Origin of the sequence: Paenibacillus sp. 8b26 (assembly GCF_050626875.1) — a bacterium.
Classification (GTDB): Bacteria; Bacillota; Bacilli; order Paenibacillales; family Paenibacillaceae; genus Paenibacillus.
In genome coordinates, this window is the sequence record NZ_CP192445.1 from 4,179,582 (window position 1) to 4,204,879 (window position 25,298).

Genomic DNA, 25,298 nt, shown 5'->3' on the forward strand with positions numbered 1-25,298 from the left:
GATGTATCCACCAAATTAGGGTTCGAATCCCAATCGCCTTCCACGCGACTCATGGTAGAGTATTCAAAAAATCGAAAAAAACCAATGAAAAGACCCGGAGAGTATCCCGTTTCTGGTCCACATGACAGAAGTCGGGGAGGTGGCTATGCGGCCAGCGGATACCGGAGAGAGCAAGCGCCGACAGGCCCCGAGGCTTCGGGAGTGCGAATTTACAGTCGAAGTTGGACGGATGGACTCTATCTTTGGAACACGGAAACAGGCGGTGACTTCCTTTTTCCTTAAGCTTGGCCCCGCCCACCACCCTGGTGGGATGCTCTGCAAGGGTCACTAATCTACTACAACGAATAAAAATGAAGATTCCTCATTTTAAAAGTATGTTGATTTTAAGGCGGAGCCGCCACACATAGAAAGAAGCACACTTTTAAGCTGAGGATTTTAACGATTGGGAGTGATACGATGTTTAAGAAAATAACGATTAAATCGGATGAGCGCGGGCTGCTGTTTAAAAAGGGAAGCTATTACAAATTGCTGCTGCCGGGGACTTACGTATTGAAGACATTTCAGCAGGAAACGGTTGAGATTTTGAATGTTGCCGAACCATTTTTTGTACCAGATCACGATATTCGTTTGTTTTTGACGGATTCCGTTCTGCTGGAGCAATTGAGTGTCGTCGATGTAGAGGATTATGAATATGTGCTGCATTATGAGGATAATCGGTTCGTGGAGCTGCTGCCTGCTGGTAAATATGCTTTCTGGAACGTGCTCAAGGAGCATCGTTTTGTTCATGCGGATACCCGGCAGCCTGCGATTGATAAGGCGTTGGGGCAAGCCTTTTTGGCCAAGACACAGGGCTTCTGGAAGGCGCTTCAGGTGGCAAGCTATGAGCTGGGCTTCCTGTATTATGATAACGTGCTGCAAGGCGAGCTGAAGCCGGGTAAATATTATTTCTGGATGTCGACGGTGAACACGGAGGTCAGAACGATAGATTTGCGACAGCAGCAGATGGACCTGATGGGGCAGGAAATCATGACTGAGGACAAAATCACACTGCGCCTGAACTTCGTCTGTCAGTACCGCATTGTTGACCCGCTGCGTGCCTTGGAATTCCGGGCATTCGAGGAGCAAATGTACATTATGCTCCAACTGGTGCTGCGAGAATATGTCGGAACGATGAAGCTGGATGATTTGCTGAAAATGAAGCAGGAAATTGCGGAATATGTCTTGACCCGTCTGAATGAGCAAAGCGGCGAATATGGGGTCACTTTTACGTCGGCAGGGGTGAAGGATATTATTTTGCCGGGGGATATCAAGGATATTTTGAACACGGTGCTGCTGGCAGAGAAAAAAGCGCAAGCCAATCTCATCACACGGCGCGAAGAGACAGCATCTACTCGCAGTTTGCTGAATACCGCCAAGCTGATGGACGAAAATGCCACCCTTTACCGTCTCAAAGAACTGGAGTTTCTGGAAAAAATCTGTGAGAAGATTGGTACGATTTCACTGACTGGCGGGAATACGCTGCTGGAACAGTTGAACACGCTGGTTCACATGAAGGACGGACAGGGGACCGTATAGAGGGATAGCGGTAGTTTTCAAGCCCCTTAACGCAAAATACCACCCAAAAGATGAGCGCGAGACGGCTCAAGCTTTGGGTGGTATTTTACATCAATACGCTTAATTCGTCTTGGTCGAAGCGAGGAAAGCATCCATATCGATCACCGGAACGAGAGCACCCTGATGCTCCAGAACAGTAGGAAACAGTTCACGCTGCCACTCTTCCTCATTGCTTTTCAACTGGTTGTCTTCCACGGAAGCGGTATCCTCCACCTGATCGACGAGCAAAGCAATTTTCGCCCGGCTAAGCAAAATCATTTTGTCCCCGGAGGACTCGCTTGAAGCAGGGAGCAGCAGTTTTTTGCGCAAATTCAGGATCGTAAATACATCACTGCGAATAGTGACCATTCCTTCATGCCATGACTCGGAAAAAGGAAGCGGTGTTCCTTTCTTGGCATTCATGACTTCTTCCACTTCTACAAAGTTTAAAGCGAACGTTTTGCTCGCCAGTCTGCACACAATAAATTCGGACATAGGCCAATTCTCCTTACATTTCAGATAAGACTACCACAGGTTGTGAAGTGACGGTAAAATGGGGTAACTATTGCGTTTTAACAAATGGAAAGCTAAAGTTGAAGGTGCTATGTAGCCAGGTTCTATTCACAGAATATCACAAAATAGCAGTTAAATCTTCCAAATGGCCAAGGCATGGCGCTCAATTTCTCCTAATATGTGATGCTTTAGGAGATTGGGGCTGTGTCCGGTAGCACTACATTTTAAGATAAGCGGGTTGAGGTAGAATGGATCATGAAAAGCAGCGACTAAGTATCGAGGCAGCCAGATTATACTATCTGAACGACTATAGCCAGCAAGAAATTGCAGTCAGACTCGGGGTATCGCGTCCCACGGTATCGCGGTTGCTTCAAGCTGCCAAGGAACAGGGCTTTGTGAGAATCAGTATTGTTGATCCGATGGAGGATATGGATGCGCTCGGAGAGCAGGTCAAGAAGAAATACGGGCTGGATACCGTTCTGGTCTGCTATTCGCCGTTAAATGAATATCAGGAGATCAAGAAGCATATTAGCAAAAAAGCTGCCGATTATTTGCATGAAATGGTGCAAGATGCGGATATTATTGGAGTGACGTGGGGAACAACGATGCATGCGGTGGCGCTCCATCTCCAGCAAAAGCAGGTTAAGGGCGTCGAGGTCGTTCAGCTCAAAGGAGGCGTAAGCCATTCACATGTCAATACGTATGCCGTGGAGACGGTGAATTTGTTCGCAGAAGCCTTTCACACGATTGCACGGTATTTGCCGTTGCCTGTGATTTTTGACAGTCAAGCCGTCAAGAAAATGGTCGAGGAGGATCGGCATATCCAGCGTATCATTGAGCTTGGCAAGCAGGCGAACATTGCCGTGTTTACGGTGGGTACGGTCAAGGAGGACGCGCTGCTGTTCAGATTGGGCTATTTTAATCATGAGGAGCAGAAGCTGTTACAGAAAATCGGCAAGGGCGATATTTGCTCACGCTTTTTTGATGATGAGGGCAATATATGCAGTCAGGAAATTAACAGCCGCACCGTTGGCATTGATCTGCCTGATTTGCGTAAGAAGGAGAAGTCCATTCTTGTAGCCGGAGGACAGCGCAAAGTAGAGGCTATCCGGGCATCGCTCCGTGGTAAGTATGCCAATATTTTGGTGACAGATCAGTTTACGGCACAGGCACTTTTACAGTAGATCATTTTGCATTAATCAGACTAAACATACAGTTTTGGCGTGCGCCTATGGGGTAATTTGAACTGTAGGTGAACGTCTTATGCGGAGGCTTGAACATAATTTCAAAATGTGTTTTACATATGTTCAATGCCGTGCTATGATGGTCTTATCACAGAGAAGTAAAGGACATTAGTCCTCATACTATCTTTCCAATGAAGGAGCGTTTAGAGAATGAACATTGCAGGATTGATCGATCATACATTGTTGCGCGCAGACGCGACGAAGGATGAAATTACGAAATTGACCGCTGAGGCGAAGAAATATCAGTTTGCTTCCGTATGTGTGAACCCGGCCTGGGTAGCTTATTCGGCTGAGCAATTGGCAGGTACAGGCGTGAACATTTGCACCGTTATCGGTTTCCCGCTGGGAGCCAATACGTCGGCAACGAAAGCGTTCGAAACGAAGGATGCTATTGCTAACGGTGCGACTGAGGTTGATATGGTTATTAATATAGGCGCTTTGAAGGCACGTGATTTACAGCTCGTTGAGCAGGACATCCGTGCAGTCGTGGAAGCAGCCGCGGGTACACTGGTAAAAGTAATTATTGAAGCATGCTTGCTGACAGATGAAGAAAAGGTACTGGCTTGCGAGCTGTCCGTCAAAGCAGGAGCTAATTACGTGAAAACCTCGACAGGCTTCTCTACAGGCGGAGCTACTGTGGAAGACGTGGCTTTGATGCGCAAAACCGTAGGACCTGAGATTGGTGTTAAGGCTTCCGGCGGCGTACGTAGTCTGGAAGACGTACAGAAATTAGTAGAAGCGGGCGCAAGCCGTATCGGTGCAAGTTCCGGTGTGACAATCATCGAGGGCCAGCAGTCTACATCTTCCTACTAAGTTCATTTTAAAGTCATGGAGGGATTCGCGATGAAGGATCAATTGATTCAGGAAGCGCTTGAGGCGCGTAAACAGGCATATATTCCGTACTCGAATTTTCAGGTCGGTGCTGCGGTTCTCGGAAGCGATGGCACGATTTATCGAGGATGTAATGTGGAAAATGCCTCCTACGGCTTATGCAATTGTGCGGAACGGACAGCGATTTTTAAAATGGTATCCGAAGGCTGCCGTAAAATTGATGCCATTGCGATTGTAGCAGATACGGAAGGGCCTGTGTCTCCATGTGGAGCCTGTCGTCAGGTGATTTCCGAATTTGCTCAACCAGATACCAAAGTGTATCTGACCAACCTTCATGGCAACACGGAAGAGTGGACGGTGGATCAACTGCTGCCGGGTGCTTTCCGACCTGCCGATCTGGGGAAATAAAAAAAGAATGCCTCGTTTGGGGCGCATTCTTTTTATGGGTAATGTAAGCGCTTAATGTAATGAGGAGGAAAATAAAATGAAATATGTAATCGCTCTGGTGGGACTGCTCGTTGTATTTGCACTTACTTACGTTGCCAGCAGTGACAAACGTAAAATCAGGTATCGTCCGTTGGTGGTTATGGTTGTATTGCAGGCGGCACTTGCTTTTGTATTGCTGAATACAGGGATTGGTGAAATTCTGGTCAAAGGTTTTGCAAAAGGGTTTAACAGTCTGATTGGGTACGCTATGGAAGGGATTAACTTTGTATTCGGCGGGATTGCGAATGAAGGGGCGGCGCCATTCTTTATCGGTGTATTGCTGCCAATCGTGTTCATATCCGCGCTGATTGGGATTTTGCAATATGTCAAAGTGTTGCCTTTTATTATTAAATATATCGGGCTTGTCTTGAGCAAAGTAAACGGAATGGGTAAACTGGAATCCTACAACGCTGTAGCTTCGGCTATTCTGGGTCAATCCGAGGTGTTTATTTCCGTTAAAAAGCAAATTGGTCTCCTGCCGAAACATCGACTGTATACACTGTGTGCGTCTGCGATGTCTACGGTGTCCATGTCGATTGTGGGAGCCTACATGCAAATGTTGAACCCCAAATATGTGGTTACTGCTTTGGTATTGAACCTGTTCGGCGGCTTTATTATCTCTTCGATTATTAATCCATACAAGATTGAGAAGGAAGATGATTTGCTGGAGGTTCAGGAGGAAGAGAAGCAGTCCTTCTTCGAAATGCTCGGGGAGTATATTATGGACGGTTTCAAAGTCGCCATTACGGTAGCTGCGATGCTGATCGGTTTTGTGGCGCTGATTGCCATGGTTAACGGGATTTTCTCCTGGGCACTTGGAATAAGTTTCCAATCATTGCTTGGTTATGTGTTTGCGCCTATCGCTTTTGTCATGGGGATTCCATGGAGCGAAGCGGTTCAGGCGGGCAGCATTATGGCCACCAAGCTCGTGTCTAACGAATTTGTGGCGATGCTGGATCTGACCAAGCAAACGGGCTTGTCGGATCGGACAATCGGGATCGTATCGGTGTTCCTCGTATCTTTTGCAAACTTCTCGTCCATCGGTATCATTTCCGGGGCTGTGAAGGGTCTGCATGAGAAGCAGGGGAATGTGGTGGCCCGCTTTGGTCTGAAGCTGTTGTACGGCGCGACGCTGGTTAGCGTGCTGTCGGCAATTATTGCAGGGTTGTTTTTGTAAAAAAAACAGCGAGTTAGGAAAGGAATTTCATCATGTCTAAATTCAAACGGATTCACTTGGTTGTTATGGACTCTGTGGGGATCGGCGAAGCGCCGGATGCTGCCCAGTTTGATGATTACGATGTAGATACACTGGGTCATATTGCCCGCGAACGCGGCGGTCTGAACATGCCGAATATGGGTAAGCTTGGTCTGTCCAATATTCGTTCTATTGAAGGGGTGCAAGCCGCTGAGCAACCTTTGGCGTATTACACCAAAATGCAGGAAGCGTCCAACGGTAAGGATACAATGACCGGACACTGGGAAATCATGGGCTTGAATATTGCAGTTCCTTTCCGCGTATTCCCTGATGGTTTTCCGGATGAGCTGATTCAGCGCATTGAGGAGCATACGGGCCGCAAAGTCATCGGCAACAAGCCTGCCAGCGGAACGGAAATCATTGACGAGCTGGGCGAGGAACATGTGAAAACAGGAGCGCTCATCATCTATACATCGGCGGATTCGGTGCTGCAAATTGCGGCGCATGAGGAAGTTGTACCTTTGAAGGAGCTTTATGAGATTTGCGAGTTCTGTCGTAAAATCACGCTGGAAGACCCGTACATGCTGGGCCGGATTATTGCTCGTCCGTTCGTAGGAGAGGCGGGGAACTTCTCCCGCACCTCCAATCGCCATGATTATGCGCTCAAGCCGTTTGGTCGTATCACAATGAACGAGCTGAAGGATGCAGGCCTGGATGTGATTGCATTGGGTAAAATCTCCGACATTTATGACGGCGAGGGTGTGACGAAAGCTGTGCGCACCGTGTCCAATATGGACGGTATGGATAAGCTGGTGGCTACGCTGGATGAAGATTTTACCGGATTAAGCTTCTTGAATCTGGTCGATTTTGACGCCGTATACGGTCATCGTCGTGATCCGCAGGGATATGGTCAGGCTTTGGACGATTATGATGCCCGTCTGCCGGAGGTATTCGCTAAAATGACGGATGAAGATCTGCTGATTATCACCGCAGACCACGGGAATGACCCGACGTATCGGGGAACGGATCATACACGTGAATATGTGCCTCTGTTGGTGTACTCCCCACGTTTTGCAGCTGGAGGCAAGGAGCTTGCGGTACGTAAAACGTTTGCGGATATCGGAGCGACAGTAGCAGATAACTTTGGTGTGAAGCTGCCTGAACACGGAACAAGCTTTTTGGCAGAACTTCAATAATCGGGACTAAACCTGGATATAAGTTAGAGTATAAGCTCGGACAAATGGGACGGAGGAATAAAAACATGAGTGTACACATTGGAGCCAAACCTGGAGAGATTGCAGAAACAATTCTGCTGCCAGGAGACCCGCTGCGGGCGAAATTTATTGCTGACACCTATCTGGAAGACGTGACCTGCTACAACGAGGTGCGCGGAATGCTCGGATTTACGGGAACGTATCAGGGCAAACGCCTGTCTGTACAGGGAACCGGAATGGGACTGCCGTCCATCAGTATTTATGTCAATGAGCTGATTAGCGAGTACGGTGTGAAAAACTTATTCCGTGTAGGTACGTGCGGCGGGATGAAGGAGCATGTGCATGTACGTGACGTTATTTTGGCACAGGCATCCTGTACGGATTCCGGCATGAACCGCCATATCTTTGGCGGCTATGATTTTTCACCGATTGCCAGCTTCCCTTTGTTGAAGGGCGCTTATGATCGCGGTGTTGCCAAGGGCTTAAAAATGCATGTCGGTAACGTGTTCAGCTCGGACAGCTTTTATCGTGATGACAAATCAATTACACAAAAGCTGATGGAATACGGCGTACTGGGTGTCGAGATGGAGACTTCGGCATTGTACACGCTGGCGGCCAAATTTGGCGTAAATGCGTTGACGATTCTGACGGTAAGCGATCATTTGCTGACAGGTGAGGAAACGACAGCGGAAGAACGGCAAACGACCTTTAAAGAAATGATGGAAGTTGCACTGGATACAGCAATATCCCTGTAAACGATCATACGTACAGTGAGGAGAAATGACATATGAGAATGGTAGACTTGATCGAGAAAAAGCGTGATGGAAAAGAACTGACCACCGAGGAAATTAATTTTATTATCCAAGGCTACACGCAAGGGGAAATTCCTGACTATCAGGTAAGTGCGTTGGCGATGTCCATTTTCTTCAAAGATATGACCGAGCGCGAACGCGCGGATCTGACGATGGCAATGGTTCATTCAGGTGACACAATTGATCTGTCCGCGATTGAAGGCGTGAAGGTCGATAAGCATTCTACTGGCGGTGTTGGTGATACGACAACGCTGGTGCTGGCTCCGCTCGTAGCGGCTTTGGATATTCCGGTAGCGAAAATGTCAGGTCGCGGCCTCGGACATACCGGAGGAACCATTGATAAGCTGGAGGCTATTGCAGGCTTCCACGTAGAAATCAGCAAGGACGAATTCGTGGATCTGGTCAATCGCAGCAAAATTGCGGTCATTGGACAAAGCGGCAACCTGACACCTGCGGACAAAAAGCTGTATGCGCTGCGTGATGTTACCGCCACGGTAAACTCGATTCCGCTGATTGCCAGCTCGATTATGAGTAAAAAAATTGCTGCTGGTTCCGATGCCATCGTACTCGATGTGAAGACAGGTGCAGGCGCGTTCATGAAAACCGTAGATGATGCCAAACAACTGGCACATGCCATGGTAAGCATCGGTAACAATGTCGGTCGCAAAACGATGGCTGTCATTTCCGATATGAGTCAGCCGCTGGGTTTTGCCATCGGTAACTCGCTGGAAGTCAAAGAAGCGATTGATACACTGCGCGGTGAAGGGCCAAAGGATCTGGAAGATCTGTGTATGGCCTTGGGCAGTCAGATGGTATTTTTGGCTGGCAAAGCAGATTCCCTCGAAGACGCCGAAGAGAAGCTCCAGGAAGTCATTCGCAATGGCAAAGCACTGGAGAAATTCAAAGAGTTTATTGCAAACCAGGGCGGCGACGCTTCGGTTGTGGATCACCCAGAACGCTTGCCACAAGCGCAGTATCTCATCGAAGTGCCTGCGAAGCAGGATGGTGTGGTCGCTGAAATCGTGGCTGACGAAATCGGTACGGCTGCGATGCTGCTTGGAGCAGGACGCGCAACCAAAGAATCCGAGATTGATCTGGCTGTCGGCCTGATGCTGAACAAAAAGGTCGGCGATGCTGTAAAAGTGGGCGATTCGCTGGTTACCATTCATGCCAACCGTGAAGATGTGGCCCAAGTGCTGGAGAAAATTTACGCGAACATCCGCATTGCGGATCACGCCGAAGCACCTGTGCTGATCTACGGAACGGTGACAGAGTAAGCAGTAAGGCGTATTCATAAACTCGCAATAGTAGTATGGTTATCGAGCCGGAAGCCCTCTAAACTGAGGGTCTCCGGCTTTTTTGTAGCTCCCGCTTTGATTAACTAAAACAACAAGGAATTTCAATGATGAAAAGAAAGAATGAGCGGAGCTATTGTAAGCCGGAAGGAAAAAATGCTATTGTCAATGTCCAGTGAGGGTACTATACTGAACTTACAAACTGACGACCGTTCGTAAGGTTATTGGAGGAAGAACATGACACTACAGAAAATTAAAGCAGCTGGCTTGCAGCAATTTGCGAGAAAGGGATACGATGCGGCCTCCTTGCAACTGATTGCTGATGAGGTAGGGATTAAGAAGCAGTCGATTTATGCCCATTTTAAAAGCAAGGACGATTTATTTTTGGATATATTTGCGGATGCGGTGGATCAGGAGATTTTGGAGCTGGATCGTTATTTTCAGGATCAATCCGAACAGTCCCTTGAAGCTGTCCTGCGAGGGTTAATCATTGAATTCAAGGAACGCTATGAGAGCGCTATGAATTTGCGTTTGATTCTGTATGTCGGCTTTCTAATTCCGTCTACGCTGGAAGCCCAGGTTCAGGCCCTGGTCACACGCTATGTAGAGCATAAAACCAGCTTGGTATATGAGCGGCTGGCAGCCGAAACATCGGTTAAGCTTCGTGTTCCAGCTCGATCCGCTGCAACAGCTTATATGAATTTGATCGAAGGCATGCTGGTAGAGCTGGTGTATAACGGTACCGCCGATTTTGATCCGCGTCTGGAAAGCTCTTGGGATATTTACTGGCATGGCTTGATTCAGGCCTGAGCATCTAGGCATTTGAGTCAACATAATTTTATTGGGGGAAGAGAATTGTGTCTGTGAAGGAAAGTTTTTGGTCCAGAAACTTTATACTTTTGATGATTTCCAATGCTATATTATTCATGGCATTCGAAATGCTTTTGCCGACACTGCCGCTGTTTGTGGAAAGTCTTGGTGGTAGTCCGTTACAGATCGGCCTGGTGACAGGTGTGTTTGTGTGCTCAGCGATATTCATTCGTCCATTTTCTGGTAAGCTGATCCAGCTTATGGACAGGAAGTATGTTCTCATTATCGGGGTGGCGATTTGTATACTTGCCACGGGCAGCTACATGTTTTCCACCAGTTTGCTGCTGCTGCTGGTGTTCCGGCTGGTGCATGGCTTTGGATTTGGTATTGCCAGTACGCTATATGCGACTTCTGCCTCGGATGAATTGCCTTCTCATCGTATGGGAGAAGGAATGGGCTATTTTGGCGTAGGTGAGACGGTAGCGATCTCCGTGGGGCCGTTGATTGGCATATGGATGCTGCATGCAGCGGGCTTTAACGGACTGTTTTCCATGGGCGCTGTCATTATGCTACTAGCTCTTGCTATGATCGTATTGGCTCGTCGCCATTCTGTTCAACCGACGAGTGCAGATACAACGAAGGAAAAAACGAAGGTTCCACTCAAATTATTTGAAAAAAAAGTGCTGCTGCAATCCTGTCTTGTACTGCTGGTCGGCGTAGTGGCAGGTGGAGTGATGTCTTTCGTGGCCTTATTTGCCAAGGAGCAGGGATTCACCAACGTAGCATGGTTCTTCTTTACGGTGGCTATGGCAAGCTTCCTCGTCCGACTGGTGTCCGGTAGAATTTTTGATACCAAAGGCCCGGCTTATATCCTGATTCCCGCAGGGGTTGTGCTTATCGCCGCCATTATCATGGTGGCCTCATCGCGGACGGAATTGCAATTTTTGGTCGCTGCTGTGCTGTATGGCATGAGCTTTGGAGCTATTTTCCCGGCTTTGCAGGTTTGGACCATCAGTGTGGTCGGAGAAGATGAGCGAGAGGATGCCGTGGGTTCGTTTTATAATTTCTTCGATTTGGGCATCGGGGGAGGCTCTTTGATTTTGGGTATGGTTGCGGGATTAACCTCCTATAAAACGATGTATTTGTTCTCCACTCTGCTGATTGCGGCATATTTAATTATATTTGTGGTTTATAGTGTATTGGATAAGAAAAAGTCCCGTAACACGCTGAACGTATAAGCGCATGGATGCCTTGGATCAAGTTTGAAAAATATGACAGCCGGACTCATAATAGATATGAGTTCGGTTTTTTGTATAGTAAGGATTGATTGAATCTGCCCCCGATTTTATATTCAAAATGACCTGGTTGGATCGTTTTCTTGTGGAAGATAAGCCGTTCCATCTATGTAATCACGGCGACGACTAAATGCTATGGAAAATGGCTTATATCGTTTAGGATTCAACATAGTTCTATGAAGGAGGAAATGAAATGGTAGATAAGTGGGTTTGGATGGGGGTTGCAGGGGCAATTGTGGGATATGCCGCTTTTGCCAACTTATCGACGACTACGCATACTACATCAACGGCGAGTGTGACGCACCCGGCTGCTCCGTTAAGTGTGCAGAATGAGCAAGGGGGCGTAACGAAGCGCATTGTACATGATCAGGAGATGCAATTTGAGGGGCCTGCTCATACGAACTTTACATTTGAAGAGGGACGGAAGCTGTATATCAGCATCAAGAATACAGGGAAGCAACCTATACGATATAAGCTTAAAAGCGCGGGTACGTCAGGCTTGTCAGGTCAGACAGATGGATTTTCCAGCCGAACGTTGCAGCCGGGAGAACGGCATGATCTGTTGTTGGTAAAGCCGGAGGAACAAAATGAAGCAACGAAGGATTCCACAACTGAGCTGATTTTGGATGTAAATACGGACGGTGGCTCCAAAGGATCAGTGAAAACCTTCGCGTATATTACGCTGTAAGCCCCTTCCATATGGGCACGACATGCGGTCATTAGCCTACTTATGTTACAATAGAACGGTTGAAGACTTAATGAACAGAATAGGTCAGAGCAGAAAGCAGAAGCAGAAAGGATGACCCGTTGTGCCCAAAAACCAAGAATACGGTAATCAGAAAATGTCACGGAGGCTGTCACTCACAGCCATTTTACTTACACTTACATTTGTAGCTCTCGCTGGCTGCGGCCAGGATAAGAATGCTGAAACCGTCGAGACCGGAAGCAATACAAGTGCGATAGAGCATGGAGCTGATGCGGATCGTAGTGGTTCAGCCCCAAATGAAAAAGTAGCGAAAGAGAGCGAGAGTGCGGAAAACAACGGAAATGACGCGGAAAAGTCAAGTCCATCGGCCCCGGCTACTTCATCGGATGTTTCTTCCTCCCCAAAATCCGCCAATCCATCCCACAATCCTTTTGAGGTAGCAGGTATTCAGGACCCCAAGGCATTTTTGAACACGTTCAAAGCGTTGCAGAAGGCTGTTGCCGACAATGATAAGGAAAAGGTGGCCAATTACATTTTCTACCCTCTGCGCGTCAACGACAGCGAAAAGGCACTAACAATTCCGAATAAGAAAGAGTTCATTGCCAAGTATGATCAGATTTTTACGGACGCAATTCGTGAAGCGTTGGTGAATCAAAAGACAGACGACTTGTTTGTCAATTATCAGGGAGTTATGGTTGGCTCAGGCGAGCTGTGGTTGAGAAGAGCTACAGACAATCCGAAGCTTTTTGGAGTTTTTTCCGTCAATCTTGAAACGGTCGCAAATTAAGCAGTTCCTTGTGTATGAAAATAGTTTGTAAGCAGTCGGGAACATTCGAATGTTCCTGACTTTTTATCCCCTCTGATCCCCTCAAGCTAGCGAAGCACAGATCATCCATCCCAAAAAAAGGTTTGACAACGCTCATAAACTCTCGTATTATATCTACATAACTCATTAAACAGGTAGGAATTAAAGAATTAAAGTATTAAAGTATGATCTCGCCATTGTGGCGGAGAACCTCTAAGAACAGCAGGCAGACACTGTCCAAGCGACAGGTTTGACCTATCAGGGCTGCATCAGGGAATTCTCCGCTCTTTTTTTTGAATACGTCTGTCAATAACAGGCGTAAATGAATTTGTTTTTATTAATTACATAGAATTAGGAGGGTCTTGATGAAAGGGAAATGGAAAAGTGGACTTATTCTCGGGCTATCTTTGGTTTTGACGTTGACGTTAAGTGCTTGCGGAGCAAGCAAAGGAGAAACACAGGCGAATGGCAGCTCTGCTGCGGGTTCCAAGGATGTGGAGCTGCTCAATGTTTCTTATGACCCGACCCGTGAGCTGTATGAGGCGTATAACAAGGCGTTTGCCGCTCACTGGGAGAAGGAGAAAGGGCAGAAGGTTACGATCAAGCAATCTCATGGAGGATCTGGTAAACAAAGCCGTTCTGTGCAGGACGGGCTGGATGCGGACGTAGTTACTCTGGCTCTGGGCTACGATATTGATGCGTTACAGGAAAAAGGGCTGATTAAAGAGGGATGGCAGGATAAATATGAGCATAACAGCTCTCCATACACTTCAACCATTGTGCTGTTGGTGCGTAAAGGTAATCCGAAAGGGATTAAAGACTGGGATGATCTGATCCGCGGCGATGTGCAGGTTATTACCCCGAACCCCAAGACATCTGGTGGAGCCCGCTGGAACTATCTTGCGGCATGGGCCTATGCGCTCAAGAAAAACAATAACGATGAAGCTAAAGCCCAGCAGTTTGTACAGGAGCTGTATAAGCATGTGCCGGTACTGGACAGCGGTGCGCGTGGAGCGACAACGACCTTTGTGGAGCGCGGGATTGGTGACGTGCTGATCGCTTGGGAGAATGAAGCGCTGCTTTCCGTGAAGGAGCTGGGTACGGATAAATTCGATATCGTATACCCGTCGATCAGCATTTTGGCCGAGCCTCCGGTAGCGGCGGTCGATAAGGTTGTGGATAAAAAAGGTACACGCGAGGTAGCGGATGCGTACCTGAAATATTTGTACAGCGAAGAGGGGCAAACCATTGCTGCCGAGAACTATTATCGTCCAACGCTGGATAGCGTAAAGGCGAAGTTCAAGAATCAATTTCCCGAGCTGGAGCTGGTGACCTTGAAGGATGTATTCGGAACATGGAAGGAGACGCAGCAAAAGCATTTTAGCGACAAGGGCATCTTTGACCAAATTTATGTACCTGGAAGTTAATGGATTGAAGAGAGGGATGGACAGAACATGAGTCAAGTGCAAGTCACCCGAAAACACGTACTTCCCGGGTTCGGGTTAACGATGGGATATAGTGTGCTGTACCTCAGTCTGGTAGTGCTGGTGCCTTTATCGGCGCTGCTTCTGAATTCAACCGGATTGACGTGGGAGAAGTTTTGGGATGTGGCGACTGACGTCAGGGTACTGGCTTCTTACAAGGTAAGCTTTTTGTGCGCTGCCGCTGCGGCGCTGATTGACCTGTTCCTCGGTTTTCTGATCGCCTGGGTGCTGGTGCGTTATGAATTTCCGGGAAAACGGATTTTTGATGCGGTGATTGATCTGCCCTTTGCATTGCCTACAGCGGTTGCGGGTGTTGCTTTGACAGCTCTATATGCGCAAAATGGCTGGATCGGCTCGTTGTTCGAACCGCTTGGCTGGAAGATGGCCTACTCGCAGACGGGTATTACGCTCGCGCTGATGTTTATTGGTATCCCGTTCGTCGTGCGGACGGTCCAGCCTGTGCTGGAGGAGCTGGACAAGGACGAGGAGGAGGTCGCCGCTACGCTGGGAGCGGGCAGATGGCGTACCTTTCGCAGCGTTATTGTGCCCGAGCTGATACCACCGCTGCTGACGGGCTTTGCGCTCGCCTTTGCCCGTGGCATCGGGGAGTATGGCTCAGTCGTCTTCATTTCCGGCAATATGCCGATGAAGACCGAGATCGCGCCGCTGCTCATTATGTCCAAGCTGGAGCAAAATGACTATGCCGGAGCTACGGCGGTAGCATTGATGCTGTTGGTCATTTCATTCCTGCTGCTGCTGCTGATTAACAGCATTCAGCGCTGGTCGCGGCGGCGTACTGTCTAACGTTATCACGCAGGACAGTATGCGTTTTGTTCACACGATAGCGGTACATCCGCTGTTTAAGGAGGAAGAAACATCATGTCACAAGCGATAACCGGACAGGAGCTTACCCATGCACCTGTGCCTTCATCTGCACCGCCCAACAGGGTTACAACCGAAGCCCCTTGGGTGAAGTGGACGCTGATCGGTGCCGCTTTTCTGGCTTTGCTGTGGGTGCTGATACTGCCGCTGATCATCGTACTTACCGAAGCGCTCAAGCAGGGCTGGAGCGTATATGTTGAAGCGTTACGCGACCCGGACGCTATGTCGGCGCTGCGGCTGACGCTGCTGGTGGCGGCGATAACGGTACCGTTGAATACGGTATTTGGCGTAGCCGCCGCCTGGCTGATTACAAAGTTTCAATTTCGCGGCAAGGGCTTGCTGGTCACCCTGATTGATTTGCCCTTTGCCATCTCTCCTGTTGTCGGCGGATTGATGTATGTGCTGGTATTCGGCGCACAGGGATGGCTTGGGCCGTGGCTGGACGAGCATGATATCAAAATTATTTTTGCCTTACCGGGGATTATATTGGCGACGCTGTTCATCACGTTTCCTTTTGTAGCGCGGGAGCTGATTCCGCTAATGGAGGATCAGGGACACCAGGAGGAAGAAGCGGCGGTTACGCTGGGCGCACGCGGCTGGCGTATTTTCTGGAAGGTGACGCTGCCGAATATCAAATGGGGTCTGCTGTATGGCATTATTTTGTGTAATGCGAGAGCGATGGGTGAATTCGGGGCGGTGTCGGTCGTTTCGGGACATATCCGTGGAGAGACGAACACATTGCCGCTCCATGTGGAAATTTTGTATAACGAATATCAGTTCTCGGCATCCTTTGCGGTGGCTTCGCTGCTGTTGTTACTGGCTCTCGCCACCTTGGTGCTTAAAAGCTGGTTTGGACGCAAACGGGTTCATTAATGAAACGCAGGAACGTGCTTGATTCCACAGGGTCTCTCTTCGCGTCTATCGTCGATGTTTGGCGATAAGATGGGAAGGGAGACCCTTGTTCTAAGATGACTTATATGGATTCAGTCCTACCGTCAGCTATATTTCCGTGAGCGAATTGCTGGAATTTTCTATGGAGTATTGCCGCCGCAAAGGGCTAAGCAGACGTTTGCCTTCCGGGGAAGGAGCTTTACCTGGTCTCATCGCTGTTGAGGTAGCCGATGCATCGGCGGTTGAGAGCCGCTTGAGAAGTCAAAATATCATCGTTTCGGCTCGGAAGGATGTGATCCGCGTGGCTCCGCATTTTTATAATACGGCAGAGGAAATCCGGCGGGTGATGGACGAGGTAGCGGCCATTTGATGAATCTAAAAAGCCTCTTCTGAGTAATGGGAGCATAATGTTGTCCCTTTTACACAGGAGAGGCTTTTTTGGCATTTTCAATCTTGTTGATTATACAATCCGCTTGCGCAGCCAGCCGGAAATTAAATCCGTTAATATGATCAGGACCACAATGCCCAGCAAAATGACACCTACACGGTTCCAGTTGCGCATTTGGAGCGCAAACAGCAGCGGAGTACCGATACCGCCTGCACCCACCAGACCTAGCGTGGTAGCGGAACGGATGTTAATTTCAAAACGGTAGAGCGAATACGAAAGGAACTGTGGAATCACCTGCGGCAGCACGGCGAAGAAAATCACCTGCAAACGGTTGGCACCACAGGCGATCAAGGCTTCTTGCGGTCCGTGATCGACACTTTCGATCGTTTCCGAAAATAGCTTCGCCAGCATGCCGATGGAGTGAATACCAAGGGCAAGCACACCCGCAAATGAGCCGGGGCCTACGGCCTTGATGAACAGGATCGCGACAATCATTTCAGGAAATACCCGAATGACGCTGAGTACAAATTTTCCGCTGCCTGACAAGGGGCGCAAACGGGTCATATTGCTGGATGCCCAGAAGGCAAACGGAAGACAGATGAATGCGGATACGAAGGTTCCGAGAATGGAGATAACCAGCGTATCCAGCAGCCCGCGCAGCAAGTCCTCTCCTTCAGGAATGTACACGAATGACCAGTCAGGATGAAGAAAGCCGTCCAGTATAGCGAGAGAGACGTTTTTGGCGGTTCCCTGCAATCCTTCGAACTGCATCCCACGGAAAGCCCAAATATAAATGATGATCAGCAGAATGGCTATCGCCCATAAACGCAGTCTGGAGCGAAGAGGTCTGCGAAGTGTGGAATCATTCATAATAGTTTCCTCCGTAGCATGTTACTGCCGTAATCAATCGCCAATACGATGACGAGGGTCAGTAGAATGATGATGCTTGCCCGGTCATACCGGAACAGGCCAAGTGAACGGTCGAGCAGCAGGCCGATACCGCCCGCGCCGACCAGTCCCAGAACAGATGCTGCGCGCACATTGACCTCAAAGGTGTACAGCAAGTAGGACACAAAATAGGGCAATGCCTGCGGTACGACACCGAAGGCAATCACCTGAATGCGGCTCGCGCCAACGGCGGTCATGGCTTCCAGCGGACCGGGATCAATGGCTTCAATGGCCTCGAACGTCAGCTTCGCAATGATGCCGAAGGAGAAGAAGAGCAGGGCGAGCATCCCTGCGAACGGCCCGATGCCGAACACCGCCACAAAGATGGAGGCAAACAGCAGATCGGGAACCGTCCGCACGAGGTTCAGGATCGTGCGCATCGGCAGCGAGATCAGCTTGCGCGGCATGATATTGTAGGCGCACAGCAGGGCGACGGGAATAGCCAGCAGCGCACCCAGCGTCGTGCCCACAATGGCAATCTGGATGGTTTCCAGCATCGGCTTCCAGATGGTGGGCAGGTAGCTCCAGTCAGGCGGGAACATTTCGCCAAGTAATTTGCCCATCTCCGGCAAGCCGACGATCAACTGGTAAGGCGTAGCATCCGTATGAATGGAGCAGGCCACCAGCACCACGATAAAGATCATCCAGGTGGCGTAACGCTTGTAACGCCCCGGTAGGGGCGGCGCTGCGGTCGGCTTGGATTGCTGCGGCTGCGGCGGTCCGGCTTGTGGTGACGGCGGCGTCGAAGAGAGCGTCCGCGCAGTAGAGTCGGGCTTCATGATCCGACTCCCAGCAGCTCATCATGCTTGATGGCCCGGCCGTAGATTTCCGCGAAGGCGTCATCCGTAGCTTCCTCCGGCGTGCCGTCAAAGACGACCTCTCCGGCACGCAATCCAATGATCCGCGTCGCATATTCGCGCGCCAGATCAATGAAATGCAGATTAACGATGGTTGTAATCTTCATTTCACGGTTGATCCGTTGGAGGTCGTCCATGACCTGGCGGGTAGTCAGCGGATCAAGCGATGCGACAGGCTCGTCCGCGAGAATGATCTTGGCCTCCTGCGCCAGAGCGCGGGCGATGGATACGCGCTGCTGCTGCCCGCCGGACAGCTCATCGGCCCGGCTATAGGCTTTTTCACGAATGTTCACGCGTTCCAGCGCGGTTAGTGCCAGCTCGATATCCTCCTTCGGAAAAAGGCCCAGAATGGTCCGAAGCGTCGAATGATAGCCGACCCGGCCGGAAAGCACGTTGCGGAGTACGGTGGAACGCTTGACCAGATTGAAGCTCTGAAAAATCATGCCGATATCACGGCGAATGCGGCGCAGCTCGCTGCTTCCGGCAGATGTGACAGACCTGCTGCCTATAACAATGTCGCCGGAGGTAATATCAAGCAGTCGATTAATGGAACGCAGCAGAGTGGACTTGCCCGCACCAGACAAGCCGACAATGACGACCATTTCGCCCTCTTTAATCGTCAGATTAATATTGTTCAACCCTTTGGTGCCGTTCGGGTATGTTTTCGATACATTGCGGAATTCGATCATATGCTCCCAACTTTCTCCCCCGATGGGGTGGAATGAAAACAACACCGCCATGAATACATGGACGGTGCTGCCCTGTCATTCGTAAAGCCTGTTTCGTAGCTACTGCTTCATTACAATTACGCGTTTGCTCCTATTACTTAACTGCTTGGCCGACGGCTTCGGCATATTCACGAACAGAATTGAAGTTTTTATCGTCACCTTTTTCATAGCCTACATGCGTATAAATTTCTTTAATGATTTGACCGCCCTCCGGGTCTTTGGCGATATCTATAAAGGCTTGGCTGATTTTGTCTCTCCACGCCTGATCCATATCGGAACGAACGCTGACCGTGTCATTCGGAATTTTAGCGGTGTAATGAATGACGCGTGTTTTTTCGAATACATCCGGAATTTCCTTCTTCACCGTGTTGCGGGCATCCTGGAAAACAGCTACAGCATCAACCTGACCGTTCAGCAGCGCCAGGATAGCGGCATCATGGCCTTTGATCGTTACGCCCTGCACATCCGTGTCCGGGTCCACGCCAGCTTTCTTCAGCTCTGCTGCGGGATACACATAGCCTGCGGAGGAGGTTACATTTTGCCAGCCGACTTTTTTGCCTTTCAGGTCAGCCAGGCTTTGAATCGGAGAATCTTTTTTCACCACGATCATCGATTTATAAAAGTTTACTTTTTCAGTTGTGTCCTTGCCTGTGGCATCATCAATGCCGTAGCGTTGGGCTTGCAGCAGCAAATCGGCTGCTTTACGGTTATCGTGTGCCAGAACATAGGCATTCGGTGGAAGGAAACCTACATCTACCTGTTTGGAAGACATGGCTTCCACAATCGTGTTGTAGTCAGGAGAAACGGTTACTTTCACCGGAATTCCGAGCTTGTCACCCAGCAGCTTTTCGAGCGGCTTGGCTTTAGCTTCGAGCGTATCTGCATTTTGGGAAGGAACGAACTGTACTTTTAACTCTGTAGGAACATAGGCTGTGCTTTCGCTTTTCGTGCCATCTGTGCCTGGAGTGGACGCGCTGTTGTTATTGCTCGCATTGGAGCCGCATGCTGCGAGACCCGCAGCCAGTGTGAAAGTCATGCACAAGGTCAGTGCTTTTTTAAACAAAATAATTTCCCCCTAAAAATAGTAATAACGAAAAATTGAAAAAGTCTGTAAATTCTGTGACAAACAGAATCTTAACAGCTAGTCCGGTCACTAGGGTAAAAACCATTCCTGACTTTGGTAAAAAGTATGTAAAATATATCTTATACTCTCTCATTTCTATTCATTTAACATTCTCTTAACAGTACCCTGTTAGACTTGTTCAAGCTCTATGACCGAAGCTGAAGGAGAGAACAGGATTGGATATTTCAGATATCAATAAAGAGGTACAACAGCAGACGCTATGTCCTGTGAGGGTGAAATTCCGTGTTATGGTTACGACTGATCTGCATGTCAGCTTGTGGAATTACGATTATTATACGGATCGGAAAACGTTGCAGTACGGTCTTGCGCAAACAGCCAGTCTAATCCAGGCGGCTCGGTCCGAGGTACCTAACCACCTGCTGCTGGATAACGGGGATGTTATTCAAGGCAATCCGATGGGGGATTATGCAGTACAACGTCTCCAACAGGACCCGAACGCCGTGCATCCTGCCTACAAAGCGATGAATCTGCTTGGGTACGAAGCGGGCAATATCGGGAATCACGAATTTAACTATGGATTGGAATATTTGCAGACTTGCCTTCAAGGAGCCAAGTTTCCTTATATCAATGCCAACATCTATATTCAGGCGGATACAGATATAGATACGAAGAAAGATATTTTTACAGATAGCCATACAGTCGTGGAAAAAGAACGAAATTACTTTACACCTTATCTGATACTGGACAAGACGGTGGAGGATGAAGCAGGCTTCAAGCATCTGTTGAAGGTGGGGATGATCGGGTTTGTGCCTCCGCAAATTATGCAATGGGACAAGGCTTGGCTGGAAGGGAAAATCATCGTCAAGGATATGCTGGAGACCGCAAGACGGTTTATTCCGCAAATGAAGGCAGAGGGAGCCGATTTGATTATTGCCATGCCTCACGCGGGCTTCGAAGATATTCCTGAAACGCCATATATGGAAAATGCGGTGCTGCATCTGAGCAGGGTGGAAGGAATTGACGCGATTCTGTTTGGTCATGCACATAAAGTATTCCCCGGCCCTTCGTTCGTTGGTAAAACGGGTGTGGACGCGGAGCGAGGTACCATCCATGATATTCCGGCGGTGGAGCCGGGCTTTTGGGGAGATCATCTGGGTATCATTGATCTGGACCTGACCCTTATGGATGGAACATGGCAAGTGGCTGCCTCTTCTGCGGAGGTACGTCCGGTGTATGATTCGGTACGCAAGCAAGCGCTGGTGCAGCCGGATGCTGCCATTCAGCAGGCGGTTGCGGAAGAGCATGCCGGGACGCTGGATTATATTCGCGCTCCTGTTGGTAGCACAACGGTGGCAATAAACAGCTATTTTGCCCAGGTGATGGACGACGCTTCTGTTCAACTCGTGAATGATGCGCAAATGTGGTATGTGAAGCAGCAGATGCAGGGGAGTGAGTACGAAGGCTTGCCTGTGCTGTCGGCAGCCGCTCCCTTTAAAACAGGCGGCCGATATGGCCCTTCATATTATACCGATATTCCGGCGGGGACTTTGGCAATCAAGCATATCGCCGATCTGTACAATTTTCCAAACACACTACATGTCGTTCGGCTGACCGGGGCAGAAATTCGGGAATGGCTCGAATGGTCTGCTGGACAATTCCAACAAATTGATCCGTATGCAGAACAGGAGCAGGAGCTGATTGATTCCGACTTTCCGAGCTTTAATTTTGATATTATCGACGGGATCAGGTACCAGATTGATGTGACGCAGCCTGCCAGATATGATGCTGCCGGAATATTGAAGGAGGCGAGTGCGCACAGAATCCTTCATATGACCTTGGATGGAGAACCATTGGATATGCAGCGAAGCTATTTGGTCGTCACGAACAACTATCGCGCGTTTTCCTCTACTTTGGTCAATCCGGGCGGGGAACGCATCGTACTCGCTTCACTGGATGAGAATCGGCATGTACTAACGGAATATGTACGGCATATGAAGACGTTAACGCCCCAAGCAGACGGTCACTGGTCCCTCGCGCCATGGCCGGGCCGCCCGCATGTGACGTTCCTGACCTCACCGCAAGCAACGGATGCTGCCAAAGCCCATTCAGAGTTGCTTTATGAAGGATTAACCGCGGAGGGATACGCCAAATTTGCTCTGGATTTCGGGCGATCCTGAATTTTTTTTGGAAAAAATTTAAATTTAAAGTGATCCAAACGCAAAATAGTGACAAATTTGCAGAAGAAATTGCATCTGCGCCTGTTGAACCAACTACACCATCGGAACCCGCAGCTCCTGCTCCATCCGATACGATGAATGCCAGCGGCATGACGAATGTCTGGATGAAAGTGGATAGCCATATGCTGAAAATTAATGATAAAACGACACAAATGGACACCATTCCGTTCATATGGAGCGGTAAGACATACATTCCTTTGCGTTACCTGGGTGAAGGTATAGGCGCTCAGTGAAATGGGATGCAAAAACGCAAATGGTATGGGTGAGAGCCGGGAACGATACACTGAAATTCTGGGTAGGCAAAAACATTGTCGACGTGAACGGAACACAGAAAAAGGCGGACATGAGCCTATGGCATCATATGTTAAGCAAAGACTGTCCCTCCGGGGGCGGTCTTTTTGCACACGGATCATTTAAAATCGTACGAAATTCGTAATTTTATATGTCCTGAGTCGCGTTTAAGTTATTGACCTCCGTTATGATTAGACATATACTTTGATTAAACAAATTTTGGTTTAAAAGGTAATGAAAAAGTCACCATCATTTGATGGAGGGGGTGTCCCTTTGGAAAAAAACACCACGATTCGTGCAGAAATTGAAAAGTATATTCAGCGTGAAGGTATTTCCATGCAATGTTTCGCAGACGCTTCCAAAGTAAATCCGGGTACACTTAGCGGCATACTTAACCGGAATCCCCCACGGCCGATTTCAGTAAATCAGCTTGATCTGATTACCGGGGCTATGGGTTTGGAAGAAGGGGCCTTGTTCGAGATGTATGTGGATGAATGTTTTATTCATTCCTTACCGCACTGGAGGAGGTTGCGTCCGTTTCTGCTCCGTTGTTCGGAGCTGAACAAGCTGGAATGTATTTGCAGCGTACTTGGCTATCTGATGGATGATTTATCGAACATTCCGGCTATTTTTGAAACCGCAGAAGCGATGTTTGAGGACGACAGATATGAAGCGGCCATGCTTCTGTACAATTGCGTCATCGAGAGTGAGAAATATACCCACTCCGAGCGGTTAGCGATCAGCTATTTCCGTATATTCCAGATTCAGATCAAGGATAACAAGCGGAGCTTGAAGGCTGCTGTGCAATTCCACTTGTACCGTAGTCGGTTGCCGGAAACTTATGCATTGGAAGGCTTACATATGCTATCTCAAGTGTTTGCGTTAAAAATGCAATGGTCCGAGATGGAAATGTATGCGGACGAGCTGCGAGAATTGGCTCATGCGCTATACCGCAATCGGAACCGCTTTGGAGATGAGCATCTGGAGTTACTCAAACCGCTTGTCTACTATTATGCACAGGGTCATCTGCTCAAGGCCAGCTGCTATGAGTTTCAGGGCAGGTATGAGGAATCCAAGAAATGGATCGATGGGTATGCAGATTTGAGCTGGTTTGAAGGATTGGATGAGGAAGGCCAGAAAGTAGTGGACATGCATCGTGTGTATGCTCAAGGCAATCGGCTTTGTATCGAAATTAAAATGGGCAATACCTCTGCAATTTATGAATATATTACGTATTTGCGCGAGCATCCGGACGAAACGCTGGAAGGCTTGAATACGCTGCTGGAATCAGCGAACAGGTTCGGTTACTTTGTGGATGCCGAGCTGGGACTATTCAGCCAGCAACTCAAGAGCTTCTGGGAGCTTGCACCGGATCAATGGGACACTCACTACCGCAAGCATTTTAATGCATTCCGCTTCGCCTCCTTTTGTAAGGTGTATGCCGAATATCATTTTCGAAAGGGTGATTATGCGGAGGGACTGGGGCAAACACTGCATTGCTTACAGTTGTCTGTGGACAATAGCTATACTGAGCATATTATCGGTTGCATGGCTTTGTTTGAGCAGCATCGGAATTTCGCTACCCCGGAACAGCAGCATTTGTATCAGAAGTTTTGCCTGGGCGTGCGTGAAAATGAAAAGAATCATGCCTATGATCACAGCACCGGCAGGTATTTATAATCTTTGTCATTCAAGCCTTCATAGATCCTATTCTAGCGAGGATGCTCCTGGTCAAAAGGGAACGTTCTCGTTTTTTAATTCTACTCTTTTCTGTGACTTTTAGCATAGGAAGAACGCATTGCGCGTTGACAAGTTTCCCATGCGGGATTAGGATAAATGCAGCACAGTAAGTGAAGGAGAGCATGTGAAAATGACGATTCCCAAAACATTAACGATAGCCGGCTCCGACACCAGCGGCGGCGCGGGTATTCAGGCAGACCTGAAAACCTTTCAGGAGCTTGGCGTATATGGAATGACTGTATTGACAACCGTAGTTGCGATGGAACCCAAAACGTGGGACCATCTTGTATATCCTGTTGCGTTGGATGTGGTAGAAGCACAACTGCGTACGGTATTGGAAGGTATTGGCTTTGACGCGATGAAAACGGGTATGCTCGGTTCCGTTGATATTATTGAGCTGGTTGCCAGCCATCTGCGCAAGCATGATCTTAAACGGGTCGTTATTGATCCGGTTATGGTCTGCAAAGGTACGGATGAAGTGCTTCAGCCGGAAAATACAGAAGCAATGCTGGAATTTTTGATTCCGGGCGCTGACCTGGTCACGCCGAATTTATTCGAGGCTTCGCAACTGGCGAAGAACGGACCCATTACGACGCTGGAACAGATGCAGGAAGCAGCGGCGATTATCCATGAGCGCGGGGCGAAGCACGTGCTGATTAAGGACCGTGGCAAAATCCGTGCAGGTAAAGCGATGGATCTGCTTTATGACGGAATTACCTTCGACTGGTTCGAGGCGGATGTTGTGAAAACAAGCTTCACCCATGGTGCAGGCTGTACAACTTCGGCAGCGGTAACGGCTGGCTTGGCCCAAGGGCTGACTGTACGTGAAGCGGTGGATCAGGCCAAAAAATTCATTACACAGGCGATTGAAGGCAGCTTCAAGCTGAACGAATTCGTTGGTCCGACTCTGCATGCGGCACATCGTTTGCAAAATCATTAAAGCATGAATGCACTTATAAAATGGCTGCA

The 25,298-nt window shown here is 48.8% G+C and carries 26 protein-coding genes; 21 read left to right on the forward strand and 5 right to left on the reverse strand.

Translation table 11 applies throughout. From position 1 onward, the window contains the following. The first annotated feature begins 456 nt into the window (after nt 1-456). Nucleotides 457-1,575 carry a slipin family protein gene (locus ACQ4MX_RS19360; RefSeq protein ID WP_431086742.1) on the forward strand — a complete coding sequence of 373 codons (1,119 nt, stop codon included), beginning with the start codon at nt 457-459 and terminating at the stop codon, nt 1,573-1,575. A gap of 99 nt (nt 1,576-1,674) precedes the next feature. On the opposite strand, the gene ACQ4MX_RS19365 is transcribed toward ACQ4MX_RS19360, so the two are convergent. Further along, nucleotides 1,675-2,088 (reverse strand): chemotaxis protein CheW, encoded by a 414-nt coding sequence (locus ACQ4MX_RS19365; protein ID WP_431086743.1) that lies wholly within the window; start codon nt 2,086-2,088, stop codon nt 1,675-1,677. Nucleotides 2,089-2,354: 266 nt separating this feature from the next. On the opposite strand from ACQ4MX_RS19365, the gene ACQ4MX_RS19370 reads away from it, so the two are divergent. The 15 genes from ACQ4MX_RS19370 (at nt 2,355) to ACQ4MX_RS19440 (ending at nt 16,426) form a co-directional block, all read left to right on the forward strand. After that, nucleotides 2,355-3,290 (forward strand): sugar-binding transcriptional regulator, encoded by a 936-nt coding sequence (locus ACQ4MX_RS19370; protein ID WP_431086744.1) that lies wholly within the window; start codon nt 2,355-2,357, stop codon nt 3,288-3,290. A gap of 210 nt (nt 3,291-3,500) precedes the next feature. Then, nucleotides 3,501-4,163 carry a deoxyribose-phosphate aldolase gene (deoC, locus tag ACQ4MX_RS19375; RefSeq protein ID WP_431086746.1) on the forward strand — a complete coding sequence of 221 codons (663 nt, stop codon included), beginning with the start codon at nt 3,501-3,503 and terminating at the stop codon, nt 4,161-4,163. 30 nt (nt 4,164-4,193) lie between these two features. Next, entirely contained in the window at nt 4,194-4,589 is a 396-nt protein-coding gene (locus ACQ4MX_RS19380; protein ID WP_044644559.1) for a cytidine deaminase, read from the forward strand. Between the two features lie 76 nt (nt 4,590-4,665). Further along, the gene (locus ACQ4MX_RS19385) at nt 4,666-5,844 is read left to right on the forward strand and encodes a NupC/NupG family nucleoside CNT transporter (protein WP_431086749.1); all 1,179 of its coding nucleotides are present in this window, start codon (nt 4,666-4,668) and stop codon (nt 5,842-5,844) included. 32 nt (nt 5,845-5,876) lie between these two features. Continuing rightward, entirely contained in the window at nt 5,877-7,058 is a 1,182-nt protein-coding gene (gene deoB, locus ACQ4MX_RS19390) for a phosphopentomutase (RefSeq protein WP_431086750.1), read from the forward strand. Between the two features lie 65 nt (nt 7,059-7,123). Further along, the gene (deoD, locus tag ACQ4MX_RS19395) at nt 7,124-7,831 is read left to right on the forward strand and encodes a purine-nucleoside phosphorylase (protein ID WP_431086753.1); all 708 of its coding nucleotides are present in this window, start codon (nt 7,124-7,126) and stop codon (nt 7,829-7,831) included. Between the two features lie 32 nt (nt 7,832-7,863). Next, a complete protein-coding gene (locus ACQ4MX_RS19400) occupies nt 7,864-9,165 on the forward strand; it encodes a pyrimidine-nucleoside phosphorylase (protein WP_431086755.1) in 1,302 nt (433 codons plus the stop codon). Between the two features lie 255 nt (nt 9,166-9,420). Beyond that, on the forward strand, nt 9,421-9,993 hold the full coding sequence (locus tag ACQ4MX_RS19405; protein ID WP_283653381.1) for a TetR/AcrR family transcriptional regulator: 573 nt from the start codon (nt 9,421-9,423) through the stop codon (nt 9,991-9,993). A gap of 47 nt (nt 9,994-10,040) precedes the next feature. After that, nucleotides 10,041-11,231 carry an MFS transporter gene (locus ACQ4MX_RS19410; RefSeq protein WP_431086758.1) on the forward strand — a complete coding sequence of 397 codons (1,191 nt, stop codon included), beginning with the start codon at nt 10,041-10,043 and terminating at the stop codon, nt 11,229-11,231. A 250-nt stretch (nt 11,232-11,481) separates the two neighbouring features. After that, nucleotides 11,482-11,976, forward strand: coding sequence for a hypothetical protein (locus ACQ4MX_RS19415; RefSeq protein ID WP_431086759.1), 495 nt, complete (start codon nt 11,482-11,484; stop codon nt 11,974-11,976). A 121-nt stretch (nt 11,977-12,097) separates the two neighbouring features. Next, complete coding sequence (locus ACQ4MX_RS19420) at nt 12,098-12,781, forward strand: hypothetical protein (RefSeq protein ID WP_431086760.1); 684 nt, start codon at nt 12,098-12,100, stop codon at nt 12,779-12,781. Between the two features lie 383 nt (nt 12,782-13,164). Then, on the forward strand, nt 13,165-14,226 hold the full coding sequence (locus tag ACQ4MX_RS19425; RefSeq protein ID WP_431086763.1) for a sulfate ABC transporter substrate-binding protein: 1,062 nt from the start codon (nt 13,165-13,167) through the stop codon (nt 14,224-14,226). A gap of 27 nt (nt 14,227-14,253) precedes the next feature. Further along, nucleotides 14,254-15,087, forward strand: coding sequence for a sulfate ABC transporter permease subunit CysT (gene cysT / locus ACQ4MX_RS19430; RefSeq protein ID WP_431086765.1), 834 nt, complete (start codon nt 14,254-14,256; stop codon nt 15,085-15,087). A 75-nt stretch (nt 15,088-15,162) separates the two neighbouring features. After that, entirely contained in the window at nt 15,163-16,038 is an 876-nt protein-coding gene (cysW, locus tag ACQ4MX_RS19435) for a sulfate ABC transporter permease subunit CysW (RefSeq protein WP_134912521.1), read from the forward strand. 160 nt (nt 16,039-16,198) lie between these two features. Further along, on the forward strand, nt 16,199-16,426 hold the full coding sequence (locus tag ACQ4MX_RS19440) for a hypothetical protein (RefSeq protein WP_431086766.1): 228 nt from the start codon (nt 16,199-16,201) through the stop codon (nt 16,424-16,426). 90 nt (nt 16,427-16,516) lie between these two features. Here ACQ4MX_RS19440 and phnE (ACQ4MX_RS19445) read toward each other — a convergent pair whose 3' ends face one another. From phnE (ACQ4MX_RS19445) to ACQ4MX_RS19460, 4 genes are all read right to left on the reverse strand, one after another. Continuing rightward, nucleotides 16,517-17,314: a phosphonate ABC transporter, permease protein PhnE gene (gene phnE / locus ACQ4MX_RS19445; protein ID WP_149095219.1), complete on the reverse strand. Its 798-nt coding sequence runs from the start codon at nt 17,312-17,314 to the stop codon at nt 16,517-16,519. Beyond that, entirely contained in the window at nt 17,311-18,171 is an 861-nt protein-coding gene (gene phnE / locus ACQ4MX_RS19450) for a phosphonate ABC transporter, permease protein PhnE (RefSeq protein ID WP_431086767.1), read from the reverse strand. Before phnE (ACQ4MX_RS19450) ends, phnE (ACQ4MX_RS19445) begins: the two co-directional genes overlap by 4 nt. After that, nucleotides 18,168-18,938 (reverse strand): phosphonate ABC transporter ATP-binding protein, encoded by a 771-nt coding sequence (phnC, locus tag ACQ4MX_RS19455; protein WP_431086770.1) that lies wholly within the window; start codon nt 18,936-18,938, stop codon nt 18,168-18,170. The genes phnE (ACQ4MX_RS19450) and phnC overlap by 4 nt, the downstream gene beginning before the upstream one ends. Before the next feature lie 133 nt (nt 18,939-19,071). Continuing rightward, nucleotides 19,072-20,040: a phosphate/phosphite/phosphonate ABC transporter substrate-binding protein gene (locus ACQ4MX_RS19460; protein WP_431086771.1), complete on the reverse strand. Its 969-nt coding sequence runs from the start codon at nt 20,038-20,040 to the stop codon at nt 19,072-19,074. Between the two features lie 236 nt (nt 20,041-20,276). Here ACQ4MX_RS19460 and ACQ4MX_RS19465 point away from each other — a divergent pair, with 236 nt between their 5' ends. The 5 genes from ACQ4MX_RS19465 to pdxK all read left to right on the forward strand — a co-directional run bounded on the left by ACQ4MX_RS19465 (nt 20,277) and on the right by pdxK (nt 25,269). Then, entirely contained in the window at nt 20,277-22,238 is a 1,962-nt protein-coding gene (locus tag ACQ4MX_RS19465; protein WP_431086773.1) for a bifunctional 2',3'-cyclic-nucleotide 2'-phosphodiesterase/3'-nucleotidase, read from the forward strand. Nucleotides 22,239-22,267: 29 nt separating this feature from the next. Further along, complete coding sequence (locus ACQ4MX_RS19470; RefSeq protein WP_431086774.1) at nt 22,268-22,531, forward strand: stalk domain-containing protein; 264 nt, start codon at nt 22,268-22,270, stop codon at nt 22,529-22,531. Between the two features lie 20 nt (nt 22,532-22,551). Continuing rightward, nucleotides 22,552-22,734 carry a hypothetical protein gene (locus ACQ4MX_RS19475; RefSeq protein WP_431086777.1) on the forward strand — a complete coding sequence of 61 codons (183 nt, stop codon included), beginning with the start codon at nt 22,552-22,554 and terminating at the stop codon, nt 22,732-22,734. A gap of 128 nt (nt 22,735-22,862) precedes the next feature. Beyond that, nucleotides 22,863-24,269, forward strand: coding sequence for a DNA-binding protein (locus ACQ4MX_RS19480; protein ID WP_431086780.1), 1,407 nt, complete (start codon nt 22,863-22,865; stop codon nt 24,267-24,269). Nucleotides 24,270-24,459: 190 nt separating this feature from the next. After that, nucleotides 24,460-25,269: a pyridoxine/pyridoxal/pyridoxamine kinase gene (pdxK, locus tag ACQ4MX_RS19485; RefSeq protein WP_134912533.1), complete on the forward strand. Its 810-nt coding sequence runs from the start codon at nt 24,460-24,462 to the stop codon at nt 25,267-25,269. Nucleotides 25,270-25,298: the final 29 nt, after the last annotated feature.